The sequence below is a fragment of the Psychrobacter sp. Pi2-1 genome, assembly GCF_904846645.1.
In the GTDB taxonomy this organism is placed as follows: Bacteria; Pseudomonadota; Gammaproteobacteria; order Pseudomonadales; family Moraxellaceae; genus Psychrobacter.
Window position 1 is genome coordinate 19,743 of sequence record NZ_CAJHBO010000025.1, and the last position, 19,735, is coordinate 39,477.

Annotated in this window: 13 protein-coding genes, 1 tRNA gene and 1 pseudogene; 1 reads left to right on the top strand and 14 read right to left on the bottom strand. The window is 43.1% G+C overall.

Annotated features, from left to right (window positions below; genetic code table 11):
• Window positions 1–5: 5 nt before the first annotated feature.
• The 3 genes from JMX91_RS11870 to pilM are packed head-to-tail and all read right to left on the bottom strand — an operon-like array spanning window position 6 to window position 2,430.
• Window positions 6–725 carry a type 4a pilus biogenesis protein PilO gene (locus JMX91_RS11870; RefSeq protein ID WP_201549315.1) on the bottom strand — a complete coding sequence of 240 codons (720 nt, stop codon included), beginning with the start codon at window positions 723–725 and terminating at the stop codon, window positions 6–8.
• The gene (locus JMX91_RS11875) at window positions 722–1,375 is read right to left on the bottom strand and encodes a PilN domain-containing protein (protein ID WP_201549316.1); all 654 of its coding nucleotides are present in this window, start codon (window positions 1,373–1,375) and stop codon (window positions 722–724) included. The genes JMX91_RS11870 and JMX91_RS11875 overlap by 4 nt, the downstream gene beginning before the upstream one ends.
• The gene (gene pilM / locus JMX91_RS11880) at window positions 1,375–2,430 is read right to left on the bottom strand and encodes a type IV pilus assembly protein PilM (protein WP_101204296.1); all 1,056 of its coding nucleotides are present in this window, start codon (window positions 2,428–2,430) and stop codon (window positions 1,375–1,377) included. The genes JMX91_RS11875 and pilM overlap by 1 nt, the downstream gene beginning before the upstream one ends.
• A gap of 193 nt (window positions 2,431–2,623) precedes the next feature.
• Between pilM and JMX91_RS11885 the strand changes: the two genes are divergently transcribed.
• Window positions 2,624–5,260 (top strand): penicillin-binding protein 1A, encoded by a 2,637-nt coding sequence (locus JMX91_RS11885; RefSeq protein WP_201549318.1) that lies wholly within the window; start codon window positions 2,624–2,626, stop codon window positions 5,258–5,260.
• 160 nt (window positions 5,261–5,420) lie between these two features.
• Here the strand turns inward: JMX91_RS11885 and JMX91_RS11890 are convergent, their stop codons facing one another.
• The 11 genes and pseudogenes from JMX91_RS11890 to tuf form a co-directional block, all read right to left on the bottom strand.
• Window positions 5,421–5,945, bottom strand: coding sequence for a DUF6586 family protein (locus tag JMX91_RS11890; RefSeq protein ID WP_201549320.1), 525 nt, complete (start codon window positions 5,943–5,945; stop codon window positions 5,421–5,423).
• A gap of 166 nt (window positions 5,946–6,111) precedes the next feature.
• Entirely contained in the window at window positions 6,112–10,329 is a 4,218-nt protein-coding gene (gene rpoC, locus JMX91_RS11895; RefSeq protein WP_201549321.1) for a DNA-directed RNA polymerase subunit beta', read from the bottom strand.
• A gap of 151 nt (window positions 10,330–10,480) precedes the next feature.
• Window positions 10,481–14,599, bottom strand: a complete 4,119-nt coding sequence (gene rpoB / locus JMX91_RS11900; protein ID WP_201549322.1) for a DNA-directed RNA polymerase subunit beta — start codon at window positions 14,597–14,599, stop codon at window positions 10,481–10,483.
• A 764-nt stretch (window positions 14,600–15,363) separates the two neighbouring features.
• Window positions 15,364–15,735, bottom strand: coding sequence for a 50S ribosomal protein L7/L12 (gene rplL / locus JMX91_RS11905; RefSeq protein WP_057761722.1), 372 nt, complete (start codon window positions 15,733–15,735; stop codon window positions 15,364–15,366).
• A 120-nt stretch (window positions 15,736–15,855) separates the two neighbouring features.
• Window positions 15,856–16,383, bottom strand: a complete 528-nt coding sequence (gene rplJ, locus JMX91_RS11910; protein ID WP_057761724.1) for a 50S ribosomal protein L10 — start codon at window positions 16,381–16,383, stop codon at window positions 15,856–15,858.
• Between the two features lie 457 nt (window positions 16,384–16,840).
• The gene (rplA, locus tag JMX91_RS11915; RefSeq protein ID WP_057761725.1) at window positions 16,841–17,542 is read right to left on the bottom strand and encodes a 50S ribosomal protein L1; all 702 of its coding nucleotides are present in this window, start codon (window positions 17,540–17,542) and stop codon (window positions 16,841–16,843) included.
• Window positions 17,542–17,973, bottom strand: coding sequence for a 50S ribosomal protein L11 (gene rplK, locus JMX91_RS11920; RefSeq protein ID WP_057761727.1), 432 nt, complete (start codon window positions 17,971–17,973; stop codon window positions 17,542–17,544). The genes rplA and rplK overlap by 1 nt, the downstream gene beginning before the upstream one ends.
• A 90-nt stretch (window positions 17,974–18,063) precedes the next feature.
• Window positions 18,064–18,594 carry a transcription termination/antitermination protein NusG gene (gene nusG, locus JMX91_RS11925; protein WP_057761729.1) on the bottom strand — a complete coding sequence of 177 codons (531 nt, stop codon included), beginning with the start codon at window positions 18,592–18,594 and terminating at the stop codon, window positions 18,064–18,066.
• Between the two features lie 71 nt (window positions 18,595–18,665).
• Window positions 18,666–19,151: a preprotein translocase subunit SecE gene (secE, locus tag JMX91_RS11930; RefSeq protein ID WP_057761731.1), complete on the bottom strand. Its 486-nt coding sequence runs from the start codon at window positions 19,149–19,151 to the stop codon at window positions 18,666–18,668.
• A gap of 51 nt (window positions 19,152–19,202) precedes the next feature.
• A tRNA-Trp gene (locus tag JMX91_RS11935) sits at window positions 19,203–19,278 on the bottom strand.
• A 331-nt stretch (window positions 19,279–19,609) separates the two neighbouring features.
• Window positions 19,610–19,735 (bottom strand): annotated as a pseudogene (tuf, locus tag JMX91_RS11940) (elongation factor Tu); the annotation flags it as partial.

Below are 19,735 nucleotides of genomic sequence, written 5' to 3' on the forward strand. Positions count from 1 at the left end.
ATTCATTAGTTGCCTCCTGCATTTGCATCAGTAGCAGCGGCTGCATCACCTTCAGGAGCCGCTTCTTTAGAGCGATAAGTCTTAGTTTGCAAGACTAGATTAAGCTCTGGCAAAACATCCAACGTAGGCTGTGGGTTGCTGACTTCAAAATCATGCATCGTAATAATTCGAGGTAGCGCGGCCAGACCACTGATAAAGCTACCAAACTGATGGTATTCGCCTAAAGCTGCGATACGTATGGGCTGCTCAATAAAGAATTCATTTTCAATTTCAGGCTCTACTGAAATATCTTGGAAACGGATATTGCTACCAACGCCCGTCATATTTATACCTTCTACCAATTCTGACACACGTGTATCTTTCGGCAACTGATCTAACAAAGTATTAAATTCAGTTTCCATTTGGACAACTTGCGCTTGGTACGCTTTTAAATGACGTGCGCGAGATTCTTTTTCACGGTAGCTATCAAGTAAGGTTTGTTGTTGGCTTTCAGCCGCATTAATCTCGTCGATTTTGCTACTGATGGGTAATGCCCATGACAATGCTGCGATAAAAGTGATGATAAGACCAATCACTGTCACCTTTACAGGTAATGGCCAACTGCCATAATTCTCTGAATCTAGCGACTCAAAACTACGGCGAAACTCATTTAAATCGAATTGCTTTTTTGGCTTTAAAGCAGATTTTTTGGTTTTAGAGATGCTCTTTTTGCGGATAAGCTTCATAACGCACCTCCTAGACCAGTATCGGTATCAGCAGCAGTCGGAGTTTCCGATTGTACTCTAGTCGTTACTACAAACTGTACGTAACTGTCTTCAGGATAAACGGGGCGCGGCTGCTCACCAGTATTAACCGTATTGTTGAGGGCTGGAGCAGCCTCATAAGCGCTAATATTCTGCTGAATGTTACTCACTGCTGAGTTACCCATCCATTTACTGTTATCAAGGTTACGAATTAGACTGGACACAATATTTGGATTGTCCGCCAAGCCTGTCAAAGTTAGCGTATCACCTTCACGTTTAAGGTTATTTAGATAAAGTGCTGGTGGAATAGCTTTAGCGAGATCATCCCATAAACGTACAGGCACAGGACGTCGCCCCTGCAAGTCTTGAATGACTTGCATGCGTGAAATAATGTCTTCACGGCGCTGCTCTAAACTGTCAATCTCGGTCAATGCGGTGTCTAAGCGAGTGTTTTCTTGTTCGATCAATGCATTGGCATCAAGCTGTTCATCAAGCTCATTATTGAAATAACTCCATGAAGCAAAAGCTGCCAATAGAGTCAGTAACGTCACCGCTACTATCAACGTCATAAACTCTTTGTTACGACGTTCACGCTCTTCTTGTCGCCAAGGTAAAAGGTTAATACGAGCCATTAGTCAAAGCTCCTTAACGCAAGACCGCATGCAGCCATTAAGCTTGGCGCATCAACTGCCAATTGCTCATTATCGATATTTGGTGCAATAGTCATATTGGTGAAAGGGTTGGCAACACTGACAGTCACACCCAGCTTTTGTTGTGCCATACCAGCGAGACCTGCAATAGAACTGCTGCCTCCTGCAAGCACTACATGATCGATACTGCTATATTGACTTGATGAAAAATAAAACTGTAAAGAGCGGGTGATTTGTTGAATGGTATTTTCTATGAAAGGGGTCAGTACTTCAGGATAGTAATCATCAGGTAAGGTACGTTCGCGTTTACTCAGTGTCGCTTCTTCTGCTGACAGGCCATATCGGTTTTGTATGGCCTCGGTCAGCTGAGCACCGCCAAATAACTGCTCACGACTATAAATAAACTCGCCATTCTTAGCGATATATAATGTGGTCTGATTGTGGCCGATATCCACCAACGCTACCAGTTCTGGTACATTTGGTAGGCTATCTACCATCAATCCAAACGCACGCTCGATCGCGTGAGATTCGATATCCATGACTTTCGTTTGTAGGCCACCAAAGGCTAAAGCATCGACACGTTGGTCGACGTTTTCTGAACGAGAAGCAGCAAGCAACACCTGAACCATATCCTCACTAACCAAAGACGGTCCTAATACTTCAAAATCTAGATTGACGTCTTCTAATGGATAAGGCACGTATTGGTCGGCATCCAAACGTATTTGCGCCTCACGCTCTACATCGCTGAGTGTCATATCCATATCGATGATTTTAGTAATCACTGCAGAGCCAGAAACAGCGGTCGCAGCATTGCTACCCGCGACTTGGCAGCGTCTTGCCAAGCTCGTTATAATATTACCGGCAGCTTCTGTATCTACTAGAATCTTATCGACCACGATACCTTCCGGTAGTCTTTCAATACCATAAGATTTTAGGTGGAACATGCCTTGCTGACGCTGTATGTCAACCAACTTTACTGAAGTGGCACAAATATCCACGCCAATCAAATGTCGACTTTTGGAAGTAAATAGCCTCACTAGCTCTATACCTTATATTAAGTGTACAATCTGGTAGTTATTTGTAATAATTCAATACAATACTTTACTTAATTGATAGATTCAAGCATTTAAAAATATATTAAGGCCAACTTACACATTTATTATGACCTGCCTATTTTGTTCAATGTATAATAATATTGTCTGCTACAAATTCTAACTAATAAGTCTTATTATGGCCAAAACAAATGCTACCGCTCGTCTCATTCGCTTTTTGGTGGGACTCTTTATCGCTTGCCTAGCATTGGCAGTTGTTCTAGCACTTGCTGTACCTATTGGTTTTTATGGGATGGCCATGTATCTATCGCCGACCCTGCCTAGTACGCAAGAGATTAAGACAGCTAAATTAGAAATGCCATTACAGATTTATAGTAGTGATGATAAATTGATTGGCCAATATGGCAATCGTTTATCGTTACCAGTTAGTTTTGATGAAATTCCTGAAGATTTAACTCATGCTTTTTTAGCGGCCGAAGATGCTTCTTTCTTTCAGCATAGCGGAATTAGCATTAAAGGTCTTGGTCGCGCTGTCACCGAAGCAGTCACTGATGACGATGGTCAAACCGGTGGCTCCACTATTACGATGCAGGTCGCTAAAAACTATTTTTTAAGTCCAGAACGTACTTTAAACCGCAAACTAACAGAGTTGTTTTTGGCGCGTAAGATCGAAGACGAATTGAGCAAAAATGATATTTTGACGTTATATGTCAATAAAATCTATCTAGGCGAAGGCGCCTATGGCATTCGTGCTGCCGCTAAAAAATACTATAGTAAGTCATTAGACAACCTAACTATTGCTGAAATGGCGATGTTAGCAGGCCTACCGAAAGCCCCTTCTAAATATAATCCTGTTGCCAATCCTAGCCGTGCACTGACTCGCCGCAACTGGATCGTTGGACGCATGCATGAGCTTGGCTATATTACTAAAGCTCAGTACGATGAAGCGGTCAACTCCCCTATAGGTATTAACCTATATAAAGAAAAGCTCGATGTAAATATGCCTTATTTGGCAGAAATGACGCGCGCTTCTTTGGTCGAACGTTACGGCGATCAAGTCATGCACGGTGGCTGGCGCGTACGTCTCACAGTAGATAGTAAAGCGCAAACAGATGCCGAAGCAGCAGTAGTAACAGGATTGATTGCCTATGAGCATCGCCATGGTTGGCGCGGGGCTGAAGCAAATGATGAGCCTCTCGAAAACTTTCGACGTTACAGCAATATGTCTCCTGCCAAAGTGACTAAAGTCAATACTCGTAGTTTTGACGCAGTCCTACAATCTGGTGAAGAAGTGACCGTTAATTGGTCTGGTATGAAGTGGGCACGTAAATATATTTCTGCTGACCGTATTGGTTATTACCCTAGCAATGCCAGTCAAGTCGTTAAGAAAAACGATATCGTTCGTGTGATACCTACTTCGAATGGCAACTGGCAATTAGGTCAAATACCTAAAATCCAAGGCAGTTTGGTTTCGTTGAATCCAGAGACTGGCGCTGTAAATGCATTGGTTGGTGGCTTTGATTTTAACCACAGTAAATTCAACCGCGCTCTACAAGGCTGGCGTCAACCTGGCTCAACCATTAAACCGCTTGTTTATACGGCCGCTTTAGAAAAGGGTTATCGCCCAGATACCATCGTGTTTGACCGAGCTATCCAAGTAGGTGATTGGAAACCCAAAAACTCTGATGAACGTTTCTTAGGTGATATCACTTTACGTCGCGGTTTATATTTATCCCGTAACCTCGTATCTATTCGCTTGTTGCAAGCGATCGGTATCTCAAGTACGCGCAACCTATTAGATGAATTCGGTCTTGATAAAGAAAAGCTGCCGACAACCTTGTCATTAGCACTTGGAGCAGGACAAGCCACACCATTACAAATGGCAACGGCTTACTCAACTTTCGCGAATGGTGGTCATCGTGTCCAACCTTACTTTATTGAACAAATTTACAATTATAAAAACGAGCTGTTGTTTCAGGCAAATCCACGTCAAGCATGTGCACTATGCTTTAACGAAAAACTTGAGAAGGTTAATAGCAGCTTAGTTGAAGAGTATGAGAAGTCAATTGAAGCGCTTGATGATAGCAGTAATGAAATAACTACCGATAATTCATCATTAGAAGGTAATGATGATAGCGAAACAACAGATAAAGAGCTTGATTTAAAGGTATATAACGCAGGTCCACAATCAGACCGTCTAAAAGCGCCTGCCGTACAATATGTGAGAGCCAAACAAGCACCGCGTATACTGCAACCGAGAGTCGCTTTTGAGATGGCAGATATACTACGCGATGTAGTCCAACGCGGTACAGCAGTAAGAGCGAAGGCATTAGGTCGCAATGATATCGGTGGCAAAACTGGTACCACCAATCAGGCCAAAGATGCATGGTTTGCAGGATTTCATCCTACCAATGCGACAGTAGTATGGATGGGATTTGACCAACCATCTACTATGGGCCGCCGTGAATATGGTGGTGTGGCAGCGCTGCCAGTCTGGATGGACTTTATGAAAGCTCAGTTGAAAGACACGCCAAGCCAGTGGGTATCCATCAATAATCGCTCAAAATCCAGAAAGCAACAGCAAGATATCATAGAGATGACTGATGATGGCATCCTAGTTAACGATGCCTCCAATAAATCAGCAAAACCAGTCAAAACTCAAACTCAGCAGCGTAAGCCTTCGGTTCCAGAGCCTACTGAAGATACCAGCACTCCACCATCAACGAAACCAAGCAGCAACCGTAGCGATGACAGTGTACCGGAAAATCCATTAACAGTGACACCCGTTGAAAATATGCCTCCGATGCCAGAGTAACAAACGAGACTATTCTTAACTAATAAGAAAAAGGCTTATTCAGTAATGACTGAATAAGCCTTTTTCATGCGCTGTAGACTATGGGCTACCCTACTTAATCATACTTTCAAGTGGTTCAATAAATAGCTATCAAAAAATAAATCTTCTAGTTTACTTCCTATTAGAACTCGACCATACCTGCACGCAGTTGTTCAATCAGCTCCAAAAGCTGATTGCGCCATTCTCGTATTGTGGTCTCATCAGGCAGCCATTGATTGGATAAAGTGACAACATTGACAATCAAGTCTGGCGACGCTGAATGACTGCTTAGCGCTTCATCGACGATAGTATCTGGCGGTACCGCATAAAGACAACGCTGATAAGCACGCTCTATATTGGCGATAAAACCTTGCTGTTGCAGTTGCTGCAGACGCTGAATTTCAGGAGATACTTGGGTACGCTCGCTCAGTGCTTGCTCAATATCGAGCAAAGTTGGCGCCGTCATATTTAAGCTATAGAAATGACCCAACTCCTGAATAAATGCCAGTAAAGCACCATGTAAATGGAAAATAGCAGTCTCACAATGTGCTTGGTATAACTGCTTGTCATTGGTACTTCCTGCAGATTGGCAAGATAAACGACAGAAATATAACTTTTGATTGGTTCGATCTGCTTGATATTTGGCGACGCGAGTTTTACCTGCCATTTGCTAATTATCCTTTTATGAATAGTGAATTAGAGCGTATTTCCAGTGTACTATTTTTTTAGATAATAGCACCATGCCTTTCTCAGTTTTTTATACGCACAAAAAAGCCAGCAACTTAGGCTGGCTTTTTTATCAAATTAAGAATGAATCAAAATACTTAATGCGATTAATTATCTTGATTTAACTCTTGAGCAAATGCTTCGTCGAAGCTTGCAAAGTCTTTGCTATCAGTGCTTGCAGTCATATCAAACGCTGCATTCAAATCTTTATCTTGTAGCTTCTGATCTGCTTTTTCTTTGCGTGCTTTATGATAAGCAAGACCAGTACCTGCAGGAATCAAGCGACCAACAACCACGTTTTCTTTCAGACCACGTAGCTCATCCACTTTACCAGTCACAGCAGCCGCAGTTAGTACACGGGTTGTTTCCTGGAAAGAAGCCGCTGAGATAAAGCTTTCAGTTGCTAGACTTGCTTTGGTGATACCTAGTAATTGACGCTCAAACTGTACTGGGAATTTATCTTCCGCTTCTAGCTTCGCATTCAATGCTTTGATATCTGCATACTCTACCTGATCACCTTTGAAGTGACTTGAGTCGCCGCCGTCAGTGATTTCAACTTTACGCAGCATCTGACGAATGATAACTTCGATGTGCTTGTCGTTGATTTTTACACCCTGCAAGCGATAAACGTCCTGTACTTCGTTGACGATGTAATCAGCAAGTGCTGTCTGACCCTTCAAACGCAAGATATCATGTGGGTTCTGTGGACCATCAGCGATCACTTCACCACGTGCTACCGTCTCGTTTTCAAAGACGTTGATTTGACGCCATTTCGGGATTAGCTCTTCATGTACTTCGCCATCTTCATTAGTAATAATGAAGCGGTTCTTACCTTTGGTCTCTTTACCAAAGCTTACCACACCAGTCATTTCTGCCATGATGGCGTGATCTTTTGGACGACGTGCTTCGAACAAGTCAGCAACACGTGGTAGACCACCGGTAATATCTTTCGTACCAGAAGACGCTTGTGGTACACGGCCTAGAATCGAACCTGCTGCTACTTTTTCACCATCGCTTACGCGGATGATAGTTTCAGCTGGTAAGAAGTAAACTACTTCTTTGCCTTCGTCAGTGTTCAAGATAATCGCAGGACGTAAGTCTTTTGCTGAGCTTGAACGGTCACGAGTAGCTAGAATCTCAAATGAGCTCATACCAGTCGCATCATCAACTTTTACTGTTGCAGTCATACCATCAGTGATGTCACTGAAGCGTGCTGTACCAGCAAATTCTGTAATGATTGGATGCGTATGCGGATCCCACTTAGCGATAGTTTGACCGCCTTCAACTTGTTCTTCGTCTTTCACAAGTACGCTTGAACCGTACGGTACTTTATAGCGCTCACGCTCACGGCCAAGCTCATCGGTCAATGCGATTTCGGCTGAACGCGATACGATGACTAAGTGACCATCGGTATGCTGTACTGTTTTCATGTTTTCAAAGTGCGCTTGACCAGCATTACGTACAGAGATGCTGTTGTCTACAGAGGCTGAACTCGCTGCCCCGCCCACGTGGAACGTACGCATGGTTAACTGAGTACCCGGCTCACCGATAGACTGAGCGGCCATAACACCGACTGATTCGCCGATATTCACTTTATGACCACGTGCAAGGTCACGACCATAACACTGTGAACATACGCCATGTTCGATATCACACGTAATTACTGAACGTACCCAGATATCATCGATTGCGTTGTTATCAAGGACGTTAACCCAGTACTCATCGATCAATGTACCAGCTGGAATCAATACTTTATCAGCATCATCATTGTAAGTAACGTCACGAGCAGTCACACGACCCAGTACTAGCTCACCTAGCTTCTCAATGATTTCACCACCTTGGATATGTGGTTTCATGAGTAGGCCTTCTTCAGTACCACAGTCATCGCTAGTGATCACCAAATCTTGTGCCACATCAACTAGACGACGAGTTAGGTAACCCGAGTTAGCCGTTTTCAATGCCGTATCCGCTAGACCTTTACGTGCACCGTGAGTTGAGATGAAGTACTGTAGTACGGTCAAACCTTCACGGAAGTTGGCTTTAATCGGCGTCTCAATGATTGAGCCATCTGGTTTCGCCATCAAACCACGCATACCAGCCAACTGACGAATCTGCGCCGCACTACCACGAGCACCAGAATCTGACATGATAAAGATCGAGTTGAATGACTTCTGCTCGTCTTCTTCACCTTTTGCGTTGATAACTTTATCTGTTGCCAAGTTGTCCATCATCGCTTTAGCGACTTTGTCGTTGGTACGTGACCAGATATCAACTACTTTGTTATAGCGCTCACCAGCAGTTACGAAACCTTGCTCGAACTGATCTTCGATTTCGCGAACTTCGCCTTCTGCCACTTCGATGATTTGCTTCTTAAGTGGTGGAATGACCATGTCGTCGATACCGATAGACACGCCAGATAGCGTTGCTTGAGCAAAACCAAGATACATCAATTGGTCAGCAAACATAACACTTTCTTTTACGCCGACTTTACGATAGCAAGAGTTAATCAAACGAGAGATATTTTTCTTCGTCATCTCTTGGTTACACTCATCAAACGTCATACCTTTAGGCATGATGTTCCAGATAAGTAGACGACCAGCAACCGTATCTTTGATACTGATTTCTTTGGTCTCGTTACCGTCTTCGTCAATTTGCGTCTCAGTAACACGCACTTTGATTTTGGCGTTTACATGTAGATCGTTTGAACCAATTGCACGCAATGCTTCATTAACGGTCGCAAAAATCATGCTCTCGCCTTTGGCATTGATAGACGAGCGACTGATGTAATATAGACCTAGTACAACATCCTGAGATGGTACGATGATCGGATCACCGTTCGCAGGTGACAAGATGTTATTAGTAGACATCATCAAGGCACGTGATTCAAGCTGTGCTTCAAGCGTCAATGGCACGTGAACGGCCATTTGGTCACCATCGAAATCGGCGTTGAATGCAGTACAAACAAGCGGGTGCAACTGGATTGCTTTACCTTCGATCAATACTGGCTCAAATGCCTGTAAACCCAAACGGTGAAGGGTTGGCGCACGGTTAAGAAGTACTGGATGCTCACGGATAACCATGGCCAGCATATCCCACACTTGTGGCTCTTCACGCTCTACCATCTTTTTGGCAGCTTTAATCGTAGTCGCTAAACCATGAGACAATAGTTTGTTATAAGTAAATGGCTTGAATAATTCTAGTGCCATTTTCTTAGGTAGGCCACACTGATGTAGACGTAGTGTCGGACCTACAACGATAACCGAACGACCAGAATAATCGACACGCTTACCAAGTAGGTTCTGACGGAAACGACCTTGCTTACCTTTGATCATATCAGCCAAAGATTTCAATGGACGCTTGTTACTACCAGTGATGGCACGACCGCGACGACCGTTATCAAGCAACGCATCCACTGACTCTTGCAACATACGTTTTTCGTTACGTACGATGATATCAGGCGCGCTTAGCTCAAGCAGACGCTTAAGACGGTTGTTACGGTTGATCACACGGCGATATAGATCGTTTAGATCTGATGTCGCAAAACGACCACCTTCTAGCGGTACTAGTGGGCGCAAATCTGGTGGTAGTACTGGCAAGATGTTCATTACCATCCACTCAGGTTTGTTATTAGAATCACGGAATGCTTCTAATAATTTAAGACGCTTAGACATCTTCTTAAGCTTGGTCTCAGAACCTGTCTGCGGAATCGCTTCACGCAGCTCATCAATCTCAAGATCCATATCGATATCTTTCAATAGATCTTGGACAGCCTCAGCACCCATCTTGGCAGTGAATTCATCACCGAACTCTTCAAGCGCTTTGTAATAATCTTCATCATCAAGCAACTGATACTTTTCTAAGCTAGTTAGACCAGGCTCAGTAACGATGTAGCTTTCAAAATATAGAACGCGCTCGATATCACGTAGCGTCATGTCTAGCAATAGACCGATGCGGCTTGGTAATGATTTTAGGAACCAAATATGCGCCACAGGACTGGCTAGGTCGATATGACCCATGCGATCACGACGGACTTTAGCAGTGGTAACTTCAACACCACATTTTTCACAGATAACGCCTTGGAACTTACGGCGCTTATATTTACCACATAAACATTCGAAGTCTTTTACTGGGCCAAAGATTTTGGCACAAAAAAGACCGTCACGCTCAGGCTTGAACGTGCGATAGTTGATGGTTTCAGGCTTTTTTACTTCGCCGTGCGACCATGACTTGATGACGTCAGGTGAGGCTAAAGTAATTTGAATGCTATCAAACTCTTGGTTACCGTTGCCGGTAGGGCTTTGCATGATATCGAGTAAATCTTTCAAGTTGCTTCTCCGTTATCTTTATAATCATCTGACAGCGTACTATAGACGCGGATAAGATGAATGAAGGCAATGAATAGGGTTGAGACAAATCACTAAAAGCAGCAGCAATAAAGCAGACTGCCTTTAGTGGACAACTAAGTTAAACAACGGGCTAGTTGCTTTGTTTTAACTCAATATTGATACCCAGTGATTTGATTTCTTTGGTCAGTACGTTGAACGACTCAGGCATGCCTGGATCCATATACTGCTCACCATCAACGATGTTTTTGTACATACGAGTACGGCCTTCAACGTCATCCGACTTCACCGTTAGCATTTCTTGCAACGTGTAAGTCGCGCCGTATGCTTCTAGTGCCCATACTTCCATCTCACCGAAGCGCTGACCACCAAACTGAGCTTTACCGCCGAGTGGCTGCTGCGTTACTAGAGAGTAAGAACCAGTCGAACGCGCATGCATTTTGTCATCAACCAAATGGTTAAGTTTGAGCATGTACATGTAGCCGACGGTTACTTTACGGTCAAACTTCTGACCAGTACGACCATCATATAACGTCTGCTGACCATCACGATCCATACCAGCAAGCTCTAGCAGATCTTTGACTTGGCTTTCTCTTGCGCCGTCAAATACTGCTGTGCCCATTGGAACACCGCCACGTAAGTTGTCTGCTAGCGCCATGATGTCATCATCACTCAAGCTATCAAGATCTACTTGCTCACCGCCAACTTGGTTATAGATTTTGTCCAAGAAGTCGCGTAGCTCTTTGATTGCTGCTTGAGATTTGAGCATACCGTCAATCTTCTCGCCCAATCCTTTCGCTGCCATACCCAAATGCGTCTCTAGAACCTGACCAATGTTCATACGAGATGGTACACCAAGTGGGTTCAATACGATGTCAACGGTATTACCATTTTCATCATAAGGCATGTCTTCAACTGGCATGATGCGCGATACAACACCTTTGTTACCATGACGACCAGCCATCTTATCACCAGGCTGAATACGACGCTTAACCGCTAGATATACTTTAACGATTTTTTGTACGCCATGTTGCAAGTCATCGCCAGCAGTCAATTTGCGTTTTTTCTCAGCAAACTTCACATCGATGTCTTTTTGCTTATCAACCAAGTAATCAGCGATTTGCGTTAGACGCTCAGAGATTTCTTCTTCTACTGGTTGGATATCAAGCAACGTCTCAAGGCTCATATCTTTCATATCAGCCAATGCCATAACTGTACCAGCTTTTAGACCAGCGCCGCCGCTGACTTTTTGGCCATCTAGTAGATTACCAATACGACCACGTGCTGCTTCTTCAAAGATACGTAGCTCTTCTTTTAAATCTTTGCGATAGCTATCAAGCTGCGATTTTTCAATCGCTCTTGCGCGTGCGTCTTTTTCAACGCCATCACGGGTGAAGACCTGTACATCAATAACCGTACCTTTACTAGAAGTCGGTACACGTAGTGAAGTATCTTTCACATCAGCCGCTTTTTCGCCAAAGATGGCCCGTAGTAGTTTCTCTTCTGGCGTTAGTTGCGTTTCACCTTTTGGCGTCACTTTACCAACTAGAATATCACCAGCGTCAACTTCAGCACCGATATAGACGATACCTGCCTCATCAAGACTTGATAGTGCTGCTTCACCAACGTTTGGAATATCAGCTGTGATCTCTTCTGTACCCAGCTTGGTATCACGAGCCACACAAGTCAATTCTTGGATATGAATCGTAGTGAAACGATCTTCTTTAACCACTTTTTCAGATAACAAGATTGAATCTTCGAAGTTGTAACCATTCCAAGGCATAAATGCGATGCGGATGTTCTGACCAAGTGCTAGCTCACCAAGATCCGTTGATGGACCATCAGCCAAGATATCACCCAAAGCAATCTCGTCACCTTGGTTAACGATGATACGTTGGTTGATACAAGTGTTTTGGTTAGAGCGCGTGTATTTGATCAAGTTATAGATATCGATACCCGCTTCACCAGCAACCATCTCGTCTTCGTTAACACGAACAACGATACGTGAGGCATCAACATCTTCAATCACACCGCCACGCTTAGCGATCACACAAACACCAGAGTCACGAGCAACGTGACGCTCCATGCCAGTACCTACTAACGGCTTATCAGCACGTAGGGTCGGCACAGCCTGACGCTGCATGTTCGAGCCCATCAAGGCACGGTTAGCATCATCGTGCTCTAGGAACGGAATCAGACCTGCTGCAACCGATACTACCTGACTTGGTGAGACATCCATATGCGTCACTTTTTCTGGCGGCATACGAACAAATTCACCATAGCTACGCACACTGACCATCTCGTCAGATAACGCGCCATCTTCAGTCATCGGAGAATCAGCCTGTGCAATCACAGTACCAACTTCTTCGATTGCTGATAAATACTCAATAACGTCAGTCACTTTACCATCAACCACACGGCGATAAGGCGTTTCTAAGAAGCCAAAGCTGTTGGTTTTAGCAAAGGTCGCTAATGAGTTGATCAGACCAATGTTTGGACCTTCAGGAGTCTCAATAGGACATACACGGCCATAATGGGTATCATGTACGTCACGTACTTCAAAGCCTGCACGTTCACGAGTTAGACCACCAGGTCCTAACGCTGATACACGGCGCTTATGGGTAACTTCAGACAACGGGTTGTTCTGATCCATAAACTGTGACAACTGACTTGAACCAAAGAATTCTTTAACCGCAGCCGCTACTGGCTTAGAGTTAATCAAATCTTGCGGTGACAAGTTGTCTGATTCTGCTGAGCTTAAACGCTCTTTTACGGCACGCTCAACACGTACTAGACCAACACGGAATTGGTTTTCTGCCATTTCGCCTACTGAACGAATACGACGGTTACCAAGATGATCAATATCATCGACATCACCGCGACCATTACGAATCTCGATAAGCTCTTTTAGAACGTTAACGATATCATCGTTGGTCAATACACTGCGTTCACGCTGGATATCAGGATCATCAGTGTTATCAAATTCTAAACCAAGACGACGGTTGAACTTCATACGACCGACGTTTGATAAGTCATAACGATCTGCATTAAAGAACATGCTCTCAAACAGTTTCTCAGCAGTTTCAACCGTTGGTGGCTCACCTGGACGCATGACTTTATAGATTTCGATCAATGCTTCTTCACGGCTTGAGGTACTATCAGCACGTAGCGTATCGGCAATATAACTACCTTGGTCGATATCGTTAGTGAACAGAATGCTGAACTCTTTGATGGCACCACTGGCTTCAAATGAGTTCAATTTTACCAATAACTCGTGGTCAATTGGCGTATTTGCTTTAGCAATGATTTCGTCATTAACAACGATGTCTTCTGCTAAGATACGCTCATACAAATATTCATCAGGCACAGCAATTTTCGTCATACCGGCTTCTTCAAGCTGACGGATACGGCGTGCGTTGATGCGTTTGCCCTGCTCTACGATAACTTCACCTTCAGGTGATACGATATCGAACTGAGCCATTTCGCCACGTAGACGATCAGCAACTAGATCAATCTCAAACGTCTCTTCAGCTTTATAGACAGCGACTTTATCAAAGAACAAATCTAAGATTTCAGAAGTTGTTAGACCAAGTGCACGTAGAATGATTGACGCAAGTAGTTTACGGCGACGGTCAATACGAGCAAATACTAAATCTTTGGCATCAAATTCAAAGTCTAACCATGAACCACGGTAAGGGATAATACGTGCGTTATAAAGCACTTTACCACTTGAATGCGACTTACCTTTATCATGGTCAAAGAACACACCAGGTGAACGATGTAGCTGAGATACGATAACACGCTCAGTACCATTAATGATAAAAGTACCGTTAGCAGTCATCAAAGGCATCTCGCCCATGTAAACGCTTTGCTCACGGATATCTTTGATAGCAGCTTTGCTATCTTTGTCTTTGCTGTCTTTGTCTTTGATGATCAAACGGATTTTGACACGCATCGGCGCCGCAAACGTTGAACCACGTAAGATACACTCACGCTCATCAAATTCAGGCGTACCTAAATAGTACTCAACAAATTGCAACTCGGCGTTACCAGAGTGACTCTCAATTGGGAAAATAGAGGAATACGCAGCTTGCAAACCAGTATTCTCACGAGCTTTTGGCTTTTTGTGCTCTTGCAAAAATTGCTCATAAGAATCTACTTGAATAGACAGTAAATAGGGAACGTCCATTACAGTGGGCAATTCAGCAAAACTTTTGCGAATACGCTTTTTTTCAGTATAAGAATATGCCATCGAGAGTCCTTACAGTAAACGTGGAAACAAATTAAAAGCGTGGCCAGTATGCATAAATACGATGCAAACATGGCGACGTAAACGATAATATAAAACGGGTTTTCGTGTTCAGTTCATGTCTTTTCTGTCAATTACTACTTTACTCATCAGTGCTTACCTAGCACACTTCACTTAATCTCGTTGTTGCTTGCTAAATTCATGGTAAGTGAATCAATCTATATGACTGTTGCAACCAAAAAATTCATTATTATATAATCTATAACGCATTGCCTATCAGGCTTAATTTACAAATACCTTGCTGGGAAATAATGTCTATTAAGATTGCATCCATACTACTTGCTATCTAGACTACTTATTACCGAACTATGTTCCCTACACATACAAGCTGTCTATGAGACTGAATATCGACAGTCATGCCACACCAAGTAGGCAACTTATGATCAACAGCTTTTTTAAGAATACCGCTTTTTTCAGGATTAATAATCGGGGTAACTATAACTTTTAGAATCAGTATAAACTATAGTGTTGATAGGAAAGCATGCAGACACAAAAAAATGCCAAACATCTACAGACGTTTAGCTCATATTAACTGATTTCAAAAACTGGCATGTGTGCTTGCATGTATATCGTCTGTCCTTTTGATGGGTATCCACCGTGATGTTGCATACGTATGTTGGCAGACACAAAAGGTCAAGCTACGAATTATAGTAAAAAAAAGCTGGCAATGCAAGGCATTACCAGCTTTTTTTCGTACAGTGTTAAACTTATTTTAGTTCAACAGTTGCACCAGCTTCTTCAAGTTTCTTTTTCAACTCTTCAGCTTCAGCTTTAGATGCGCCTTCTTTGATTGGAGCTGGAGCGCTTTCAACCAAATCTTTCGCTTCTTTTAGGCCAAGACCAGTAGCTTCACGTACGGCTTTAATTACGCCAACTTTCTTCTCGCCAAAGCTGGCAAGAACTACGTCAAACTCGTCTTTTTCTTCAGCAGCAGCAGCAGCAGGACCAGCAGCAGCAGGTGCAGCAGCAACAGCAGCTGTTACGCCGAATTTTTCTTCCATGTCGCTGATTAACTCAACGATATCCATTACTGACATTTCAGCGATTGCATTTAACACGTCATCTTTAGATAGTGCCATGAGAACTCTCCGTTATCTGATAAAAATTAATTGATTCTAATATCGCCTTGATTGCTTGCCTAATGTGACAATAAAGTGCAACCAAAATTAGCGATGTTAAAGTTACGTTAAAACAAGCAATTAAGCAGCTTCTTTTGCGTCTTTGATTGCCGCTACAGTGCGAACGAACTTGCCAGGAACAGCGTTCATAGTCTGGACAAGCTTGGTCACTGGTGCATTCATAGTAGCCATCAAGATAGAGATTGCTTCGTCGCGAGTTGGTAGCTTCGATACGCGCTCTAGCTCTTCTGGACCATAAACTTCACCACCGACTGATACTAATTTGGTCTCTAAAGCTTTGTTATCTTTGCTGAAGTCGAAAACGACTCGAGCAGCAGATCCCAAATCTTCCATAGAGAAAGCCAAAAGTAGTGGACCAGTCATACGGTCTGACATGCTCTCAAACTTAGTGCCTTCAAAAGCGCGTTTTGCTAGTGTATTTTTTACCACTTTTAAAACGACACCTTTATCACGAGCTTGTTCACGCAGCTTAGTAAGCTGTGCAACACCAATACCGTGATATTCGGCAGCTACTGCTGAGTAAGCATTAGCAGCAACTTCAGACACTTCAGCCACAACTTGTTGTTTTTGTTCTAGCGTTAATGCCATAAGTTGACTCCTTTAATCTTATCAATCGACTTATAATAAAAGTGCCAAAAACAAGGTTTTTATGCGCTCAAACTGTAAGCTAAGACTGACTTGATACGACACATTACCAGCGGATTCAATTAATAAAAAAAGCATCTACTGGTAACGACTGATTACGGCACCGTTATCAGAATGACGTTGAGTAATAGTTTGAAGATTATAAATAACCTTACCGCCCTATTCGCTCGTGTCTTAAACTGTGTGGGCCACCGTCTGCGTAGGACAACTAAGATTTTCATCTGTCATCGATTAACAAAAGTGACTTATCATCATAAACAACTATCCGAAGATCGCTAACTATGACTCTAAACTACTCTCTACCTACGGTCTTAGACAGCGTAGCAAATACTACGCTGACCTAATTTTTTAAAAACTGTTTGTGTTTATCATGCAAAATATTTGAAGATAAAAACTTTAATTATTTAGCAGTACGATAAGGAACAGCGTCGATCGTTAGACCTGGACCCATCGTGCTAGACAAGGTAATTTTCTTAATGAAAGTACCTTTAGAAGTAGCAGGCTTAGCACGCTTTAGATCAGAAAGAATCGCTTGCGCGTTTTGCTCGATTTGATCAGCAGTGAAACCAACTTGGCCGATAGTTGCATGGATGATACCAGCTTTATCAACACGGTACTGAGCCTGACCAGCTTTGGCATTAGTCACAGCTTCAGCAACGTTTGGCGTTACTGTACCAACCTTAGGGTTAGGCATTAGACCACGTGGGCCTAGGATAGTACCTAACTGACCAACAACACGCATAGCATCTGGAGCTGCGATAACAACATCAAAGTCCATGTTACCGGCTTTGATTTGCTCTGCTAGGTCTTCAAAACCAACGATGTCTGCACCAGCTTCTTTAGCGGCTTCAGCAGCAGCGCCTTGAGCGAATACAGCAACGCGTTTGGTTTTACCAGTACCAGCAGGTAGGTTAGTTGCACCACGAACTACTTGATCAGATTTACGTGGGTCAACGCCCAAGTTTACTGCGATATCGATAGACTCTTTGAATTTTAGCGCTGGCAAATCGTTTAGGATTTGAACCGCTTCTTCAATAGTGTACTGTTTTTCGTTATCAATACGGCTTTGAATTTCTTTTTGACGTTTGGTTAGCTTAGACATTATACACCCTCCACGGTAATACCCATTGAACGTGCAGTACCAGCGATGGTACGGACAGCAGCGTCAAGATCAGCAGCAGTTAAATCTGCATTCTTAGTCTTAACGATGTCTTCTAGTTGTGCACGGTCAACTTTACCAACTTTAGCAGTGTTCGGTGTACCTGAACCTTTAGCAATACCAGCAGCCTTACGTAGTAAGTATGCAGCTGGTGGTGACTTCATGATGAAGGTAAAAGATTTGTCGCTGTATACTGTGATCTCAGTTGGGATCGGTAGACCTGGCTCTTGGCCTGAGGTCGCAGCGTTAAATTCTTTACAGAACGCCATGATGTTCACGCCTTTTTGACCCAAAGCTGGACCAATAGGTGGTGAAGGATTTGCTTTGCCTGCAGGCACTTGCAGTTTGATGTAACCATCAATCTTCTTAGCCATGATACTCTCCTAAATGGGTGATAGCGCCAAATCAACGTGGTATATTCCTAATTGATTAACAGCTCCCCGGTTGATGAATTTTTTGCTAATTTAGTCTAGTTTTTCAACTTTACTAAATTCAAGCTCAACCTGTGTAGGTCGATTAAATACGTTTACCGTTAGATGTAGTTTAGACTTCTCATAATCCACTTTTTCTACCAACCCTTTAAAGTCAGTAAATGGACCATCAATAACCAACAACTCTTCGCCCGGCTCAAATAGAGTCTTAGGACGTGGGTCAGTTTCAGTCTGGTTCAAACGGTTTAAAATGCGATCAGCTTCTACTTGCGTAATCGGTGCAGGCATCTCAGGCGTACCACCGATGAAGCCCATAATACGAGGGCAGTCTTTTACGATGTGCCAAGTATTGTCGTTCATTTCCATTTGGATCAGTACATATCCAGGAAAGAACTTGCGTTCACTCTTACGTTTTTTGCCGTCTTTCATTTCGACGACTTCTTCAGTAGGAACCAATACATCACCGAATGACTCAGCAAAGTCACTACGGTTAATACGATCAGTTAATGAACGTTGTACTTGTTTTTCATATCCTGAAAACGCTTGGACAATATACCAACGCATATCACGCTCCTGATCATTATAAATAAGTCGTTAAAAGTAAATATCTCGCTAATAGTCACTAATACGTGCTATTAACCGATAAAGATACCAACGAACCAATTAAAAAAGTTATCCAATAACCAAATAAAGAAACCAGCAATCGCAATCACAACAATCACTTGCCATGTATATTGAAAGGTTTCGTCTTTACCTGGCCACGTCACTCGGCGAAGCTCAACGGCAGCGTCTTTTAACAATATTTTAAAAGCACGGCCTTGATGCGTTAACGCCAAACAGACTAATGCAAATACAACAAGTGCGACAATAATACCAATACGCACCCAGACGTCGTTGGCAGGTTGCCAATAGCCTGGTAAGTATTGATTTACTAGAGTCGCACCGATTAATACAGCTGCGGCAAGTAGCCACAAAATCAAATCTTTTATTGAGCCAGTCTTAGCCACTTCAACAGCAGTAGTACCGCTAGCTGAAACATGCTTATTTTTAGACAGCATTCCACCAGCAACCGCCTTGGCATCAGATAACTTAGTCTCGAGGTTATCTTGATCATTGCTCATAAAGAACTCGCTTCGGAGATGGTGGGGTACAACAAAGATGTGATAAGAAGATGGCAGGCGATGTAGGACTCGAACCTACAACCCTCGGTTTTGGAGACCGATGCTCTACCAATTGAGCCAATCGCCTATGGGTGTAAAGGACAGCATTATACAATATTTAGCATAGAATGCAAGCCCTTGACGGTAAAATTATTAATTTTACCTGATTTTGCACTGCCGCAATCTAAAATAACTGCTAGCGTTAAGTGCAGCGATAATATAACAAGCTATGCCGTAGATTACAATATGCTATCTAACAAATAATTATATCTGTCACACATACAGCTAATTCATTAATACACGCTAGGCATAATTCTATTTTCGATCATGCTTCAACTTTCTCCAATAAAAAAAGACCACCCTAAATAGGATGGCCTTTTTTATGACTAATTCATAAGCTCATTGCTGAGACTTAATGATTAGTTCAATACGTTAGCAACAACACCAGCGCCTACAGTACGGCCGCCTTCACGAATAGCGAAGCGAAGACCTTTGTCCATAGCGATTGGGTGGATAAGCTCTACGCCCATCTCAACGTTATCACC

Coding starts and splice junctions, on each gene's coding strand:
- rplK (WP_057761727.1), bottom strand. CDS start 17,973: ATGGCTAAGAAGATTGATGGTTACATCAAACTGCAAGTGCCTGCAGGC.
- rplJ (WP_057761724.1), bottom strand. CDS start 16,383: ATGGCATTAACGCTAGAACAAAAACAACAAGTTGTGGCTGAAGTGTCT.
- rpoB (WP_201549322.1), bottom strand. CDS start 14,599: ATGGCATATTCTTATACTGAAAAAAAGCGTATTCGCAAAAGTTTTGCT.
- JMX91_RS11890 (WP_201549320.1), bottom strand. CDS start 5,945: ATGGCAGGTAAAACTCGCGTCGCCAAATATCAAGCAGATCGAACCAAT.
- JMX91_RS11870 (WP_201549315.1), bottom strand. CDS start 725: ATGAAGCTTATCCGCAAAAAGAGCATCTCTAAAACCAAAAAATCTGCT.
- nusG (WP_057761729.1), bottom strand. CDS start 18,594: ATGCGTTGGTATATTGTCCAAGCGTTTTCAGGATATGAAAAACAAGTA.
- secE (WP_057761731.1), bottom strand. CDS start 19,151: ATGAGCAATGATCAAGATAACCTCGAGACTAAGTTATCTGATGCCAAG.
- JMX91_RS11885 (WP_201549318.1), top strand. CDS start 2,624: ATGGCCAAAACAAATGCTACCGCTCGTCTCATTCGCTTTTTGGTGGGA.
- JMX91_RS11875 (WP_201549316.1), bottom strand. CDS start 1,375: ATGGCTCGTATTAACCTTTTACCTTGGCGACAAGAAGAGCGTGAACGT.
- rplL (WP_057761722.1), bottom strand. CDS start 15,735: ATGGCACTATCTAAAGATGACGTGTTAAATGCAATCGCTGAAATGTCA.
- rplA (WP_057761725.1), bottom strand. CDS start 17,542: ATGTCTAAGCTAACCAAACGTCAAAAAGAAATTCAAAGCCGTATTGAT.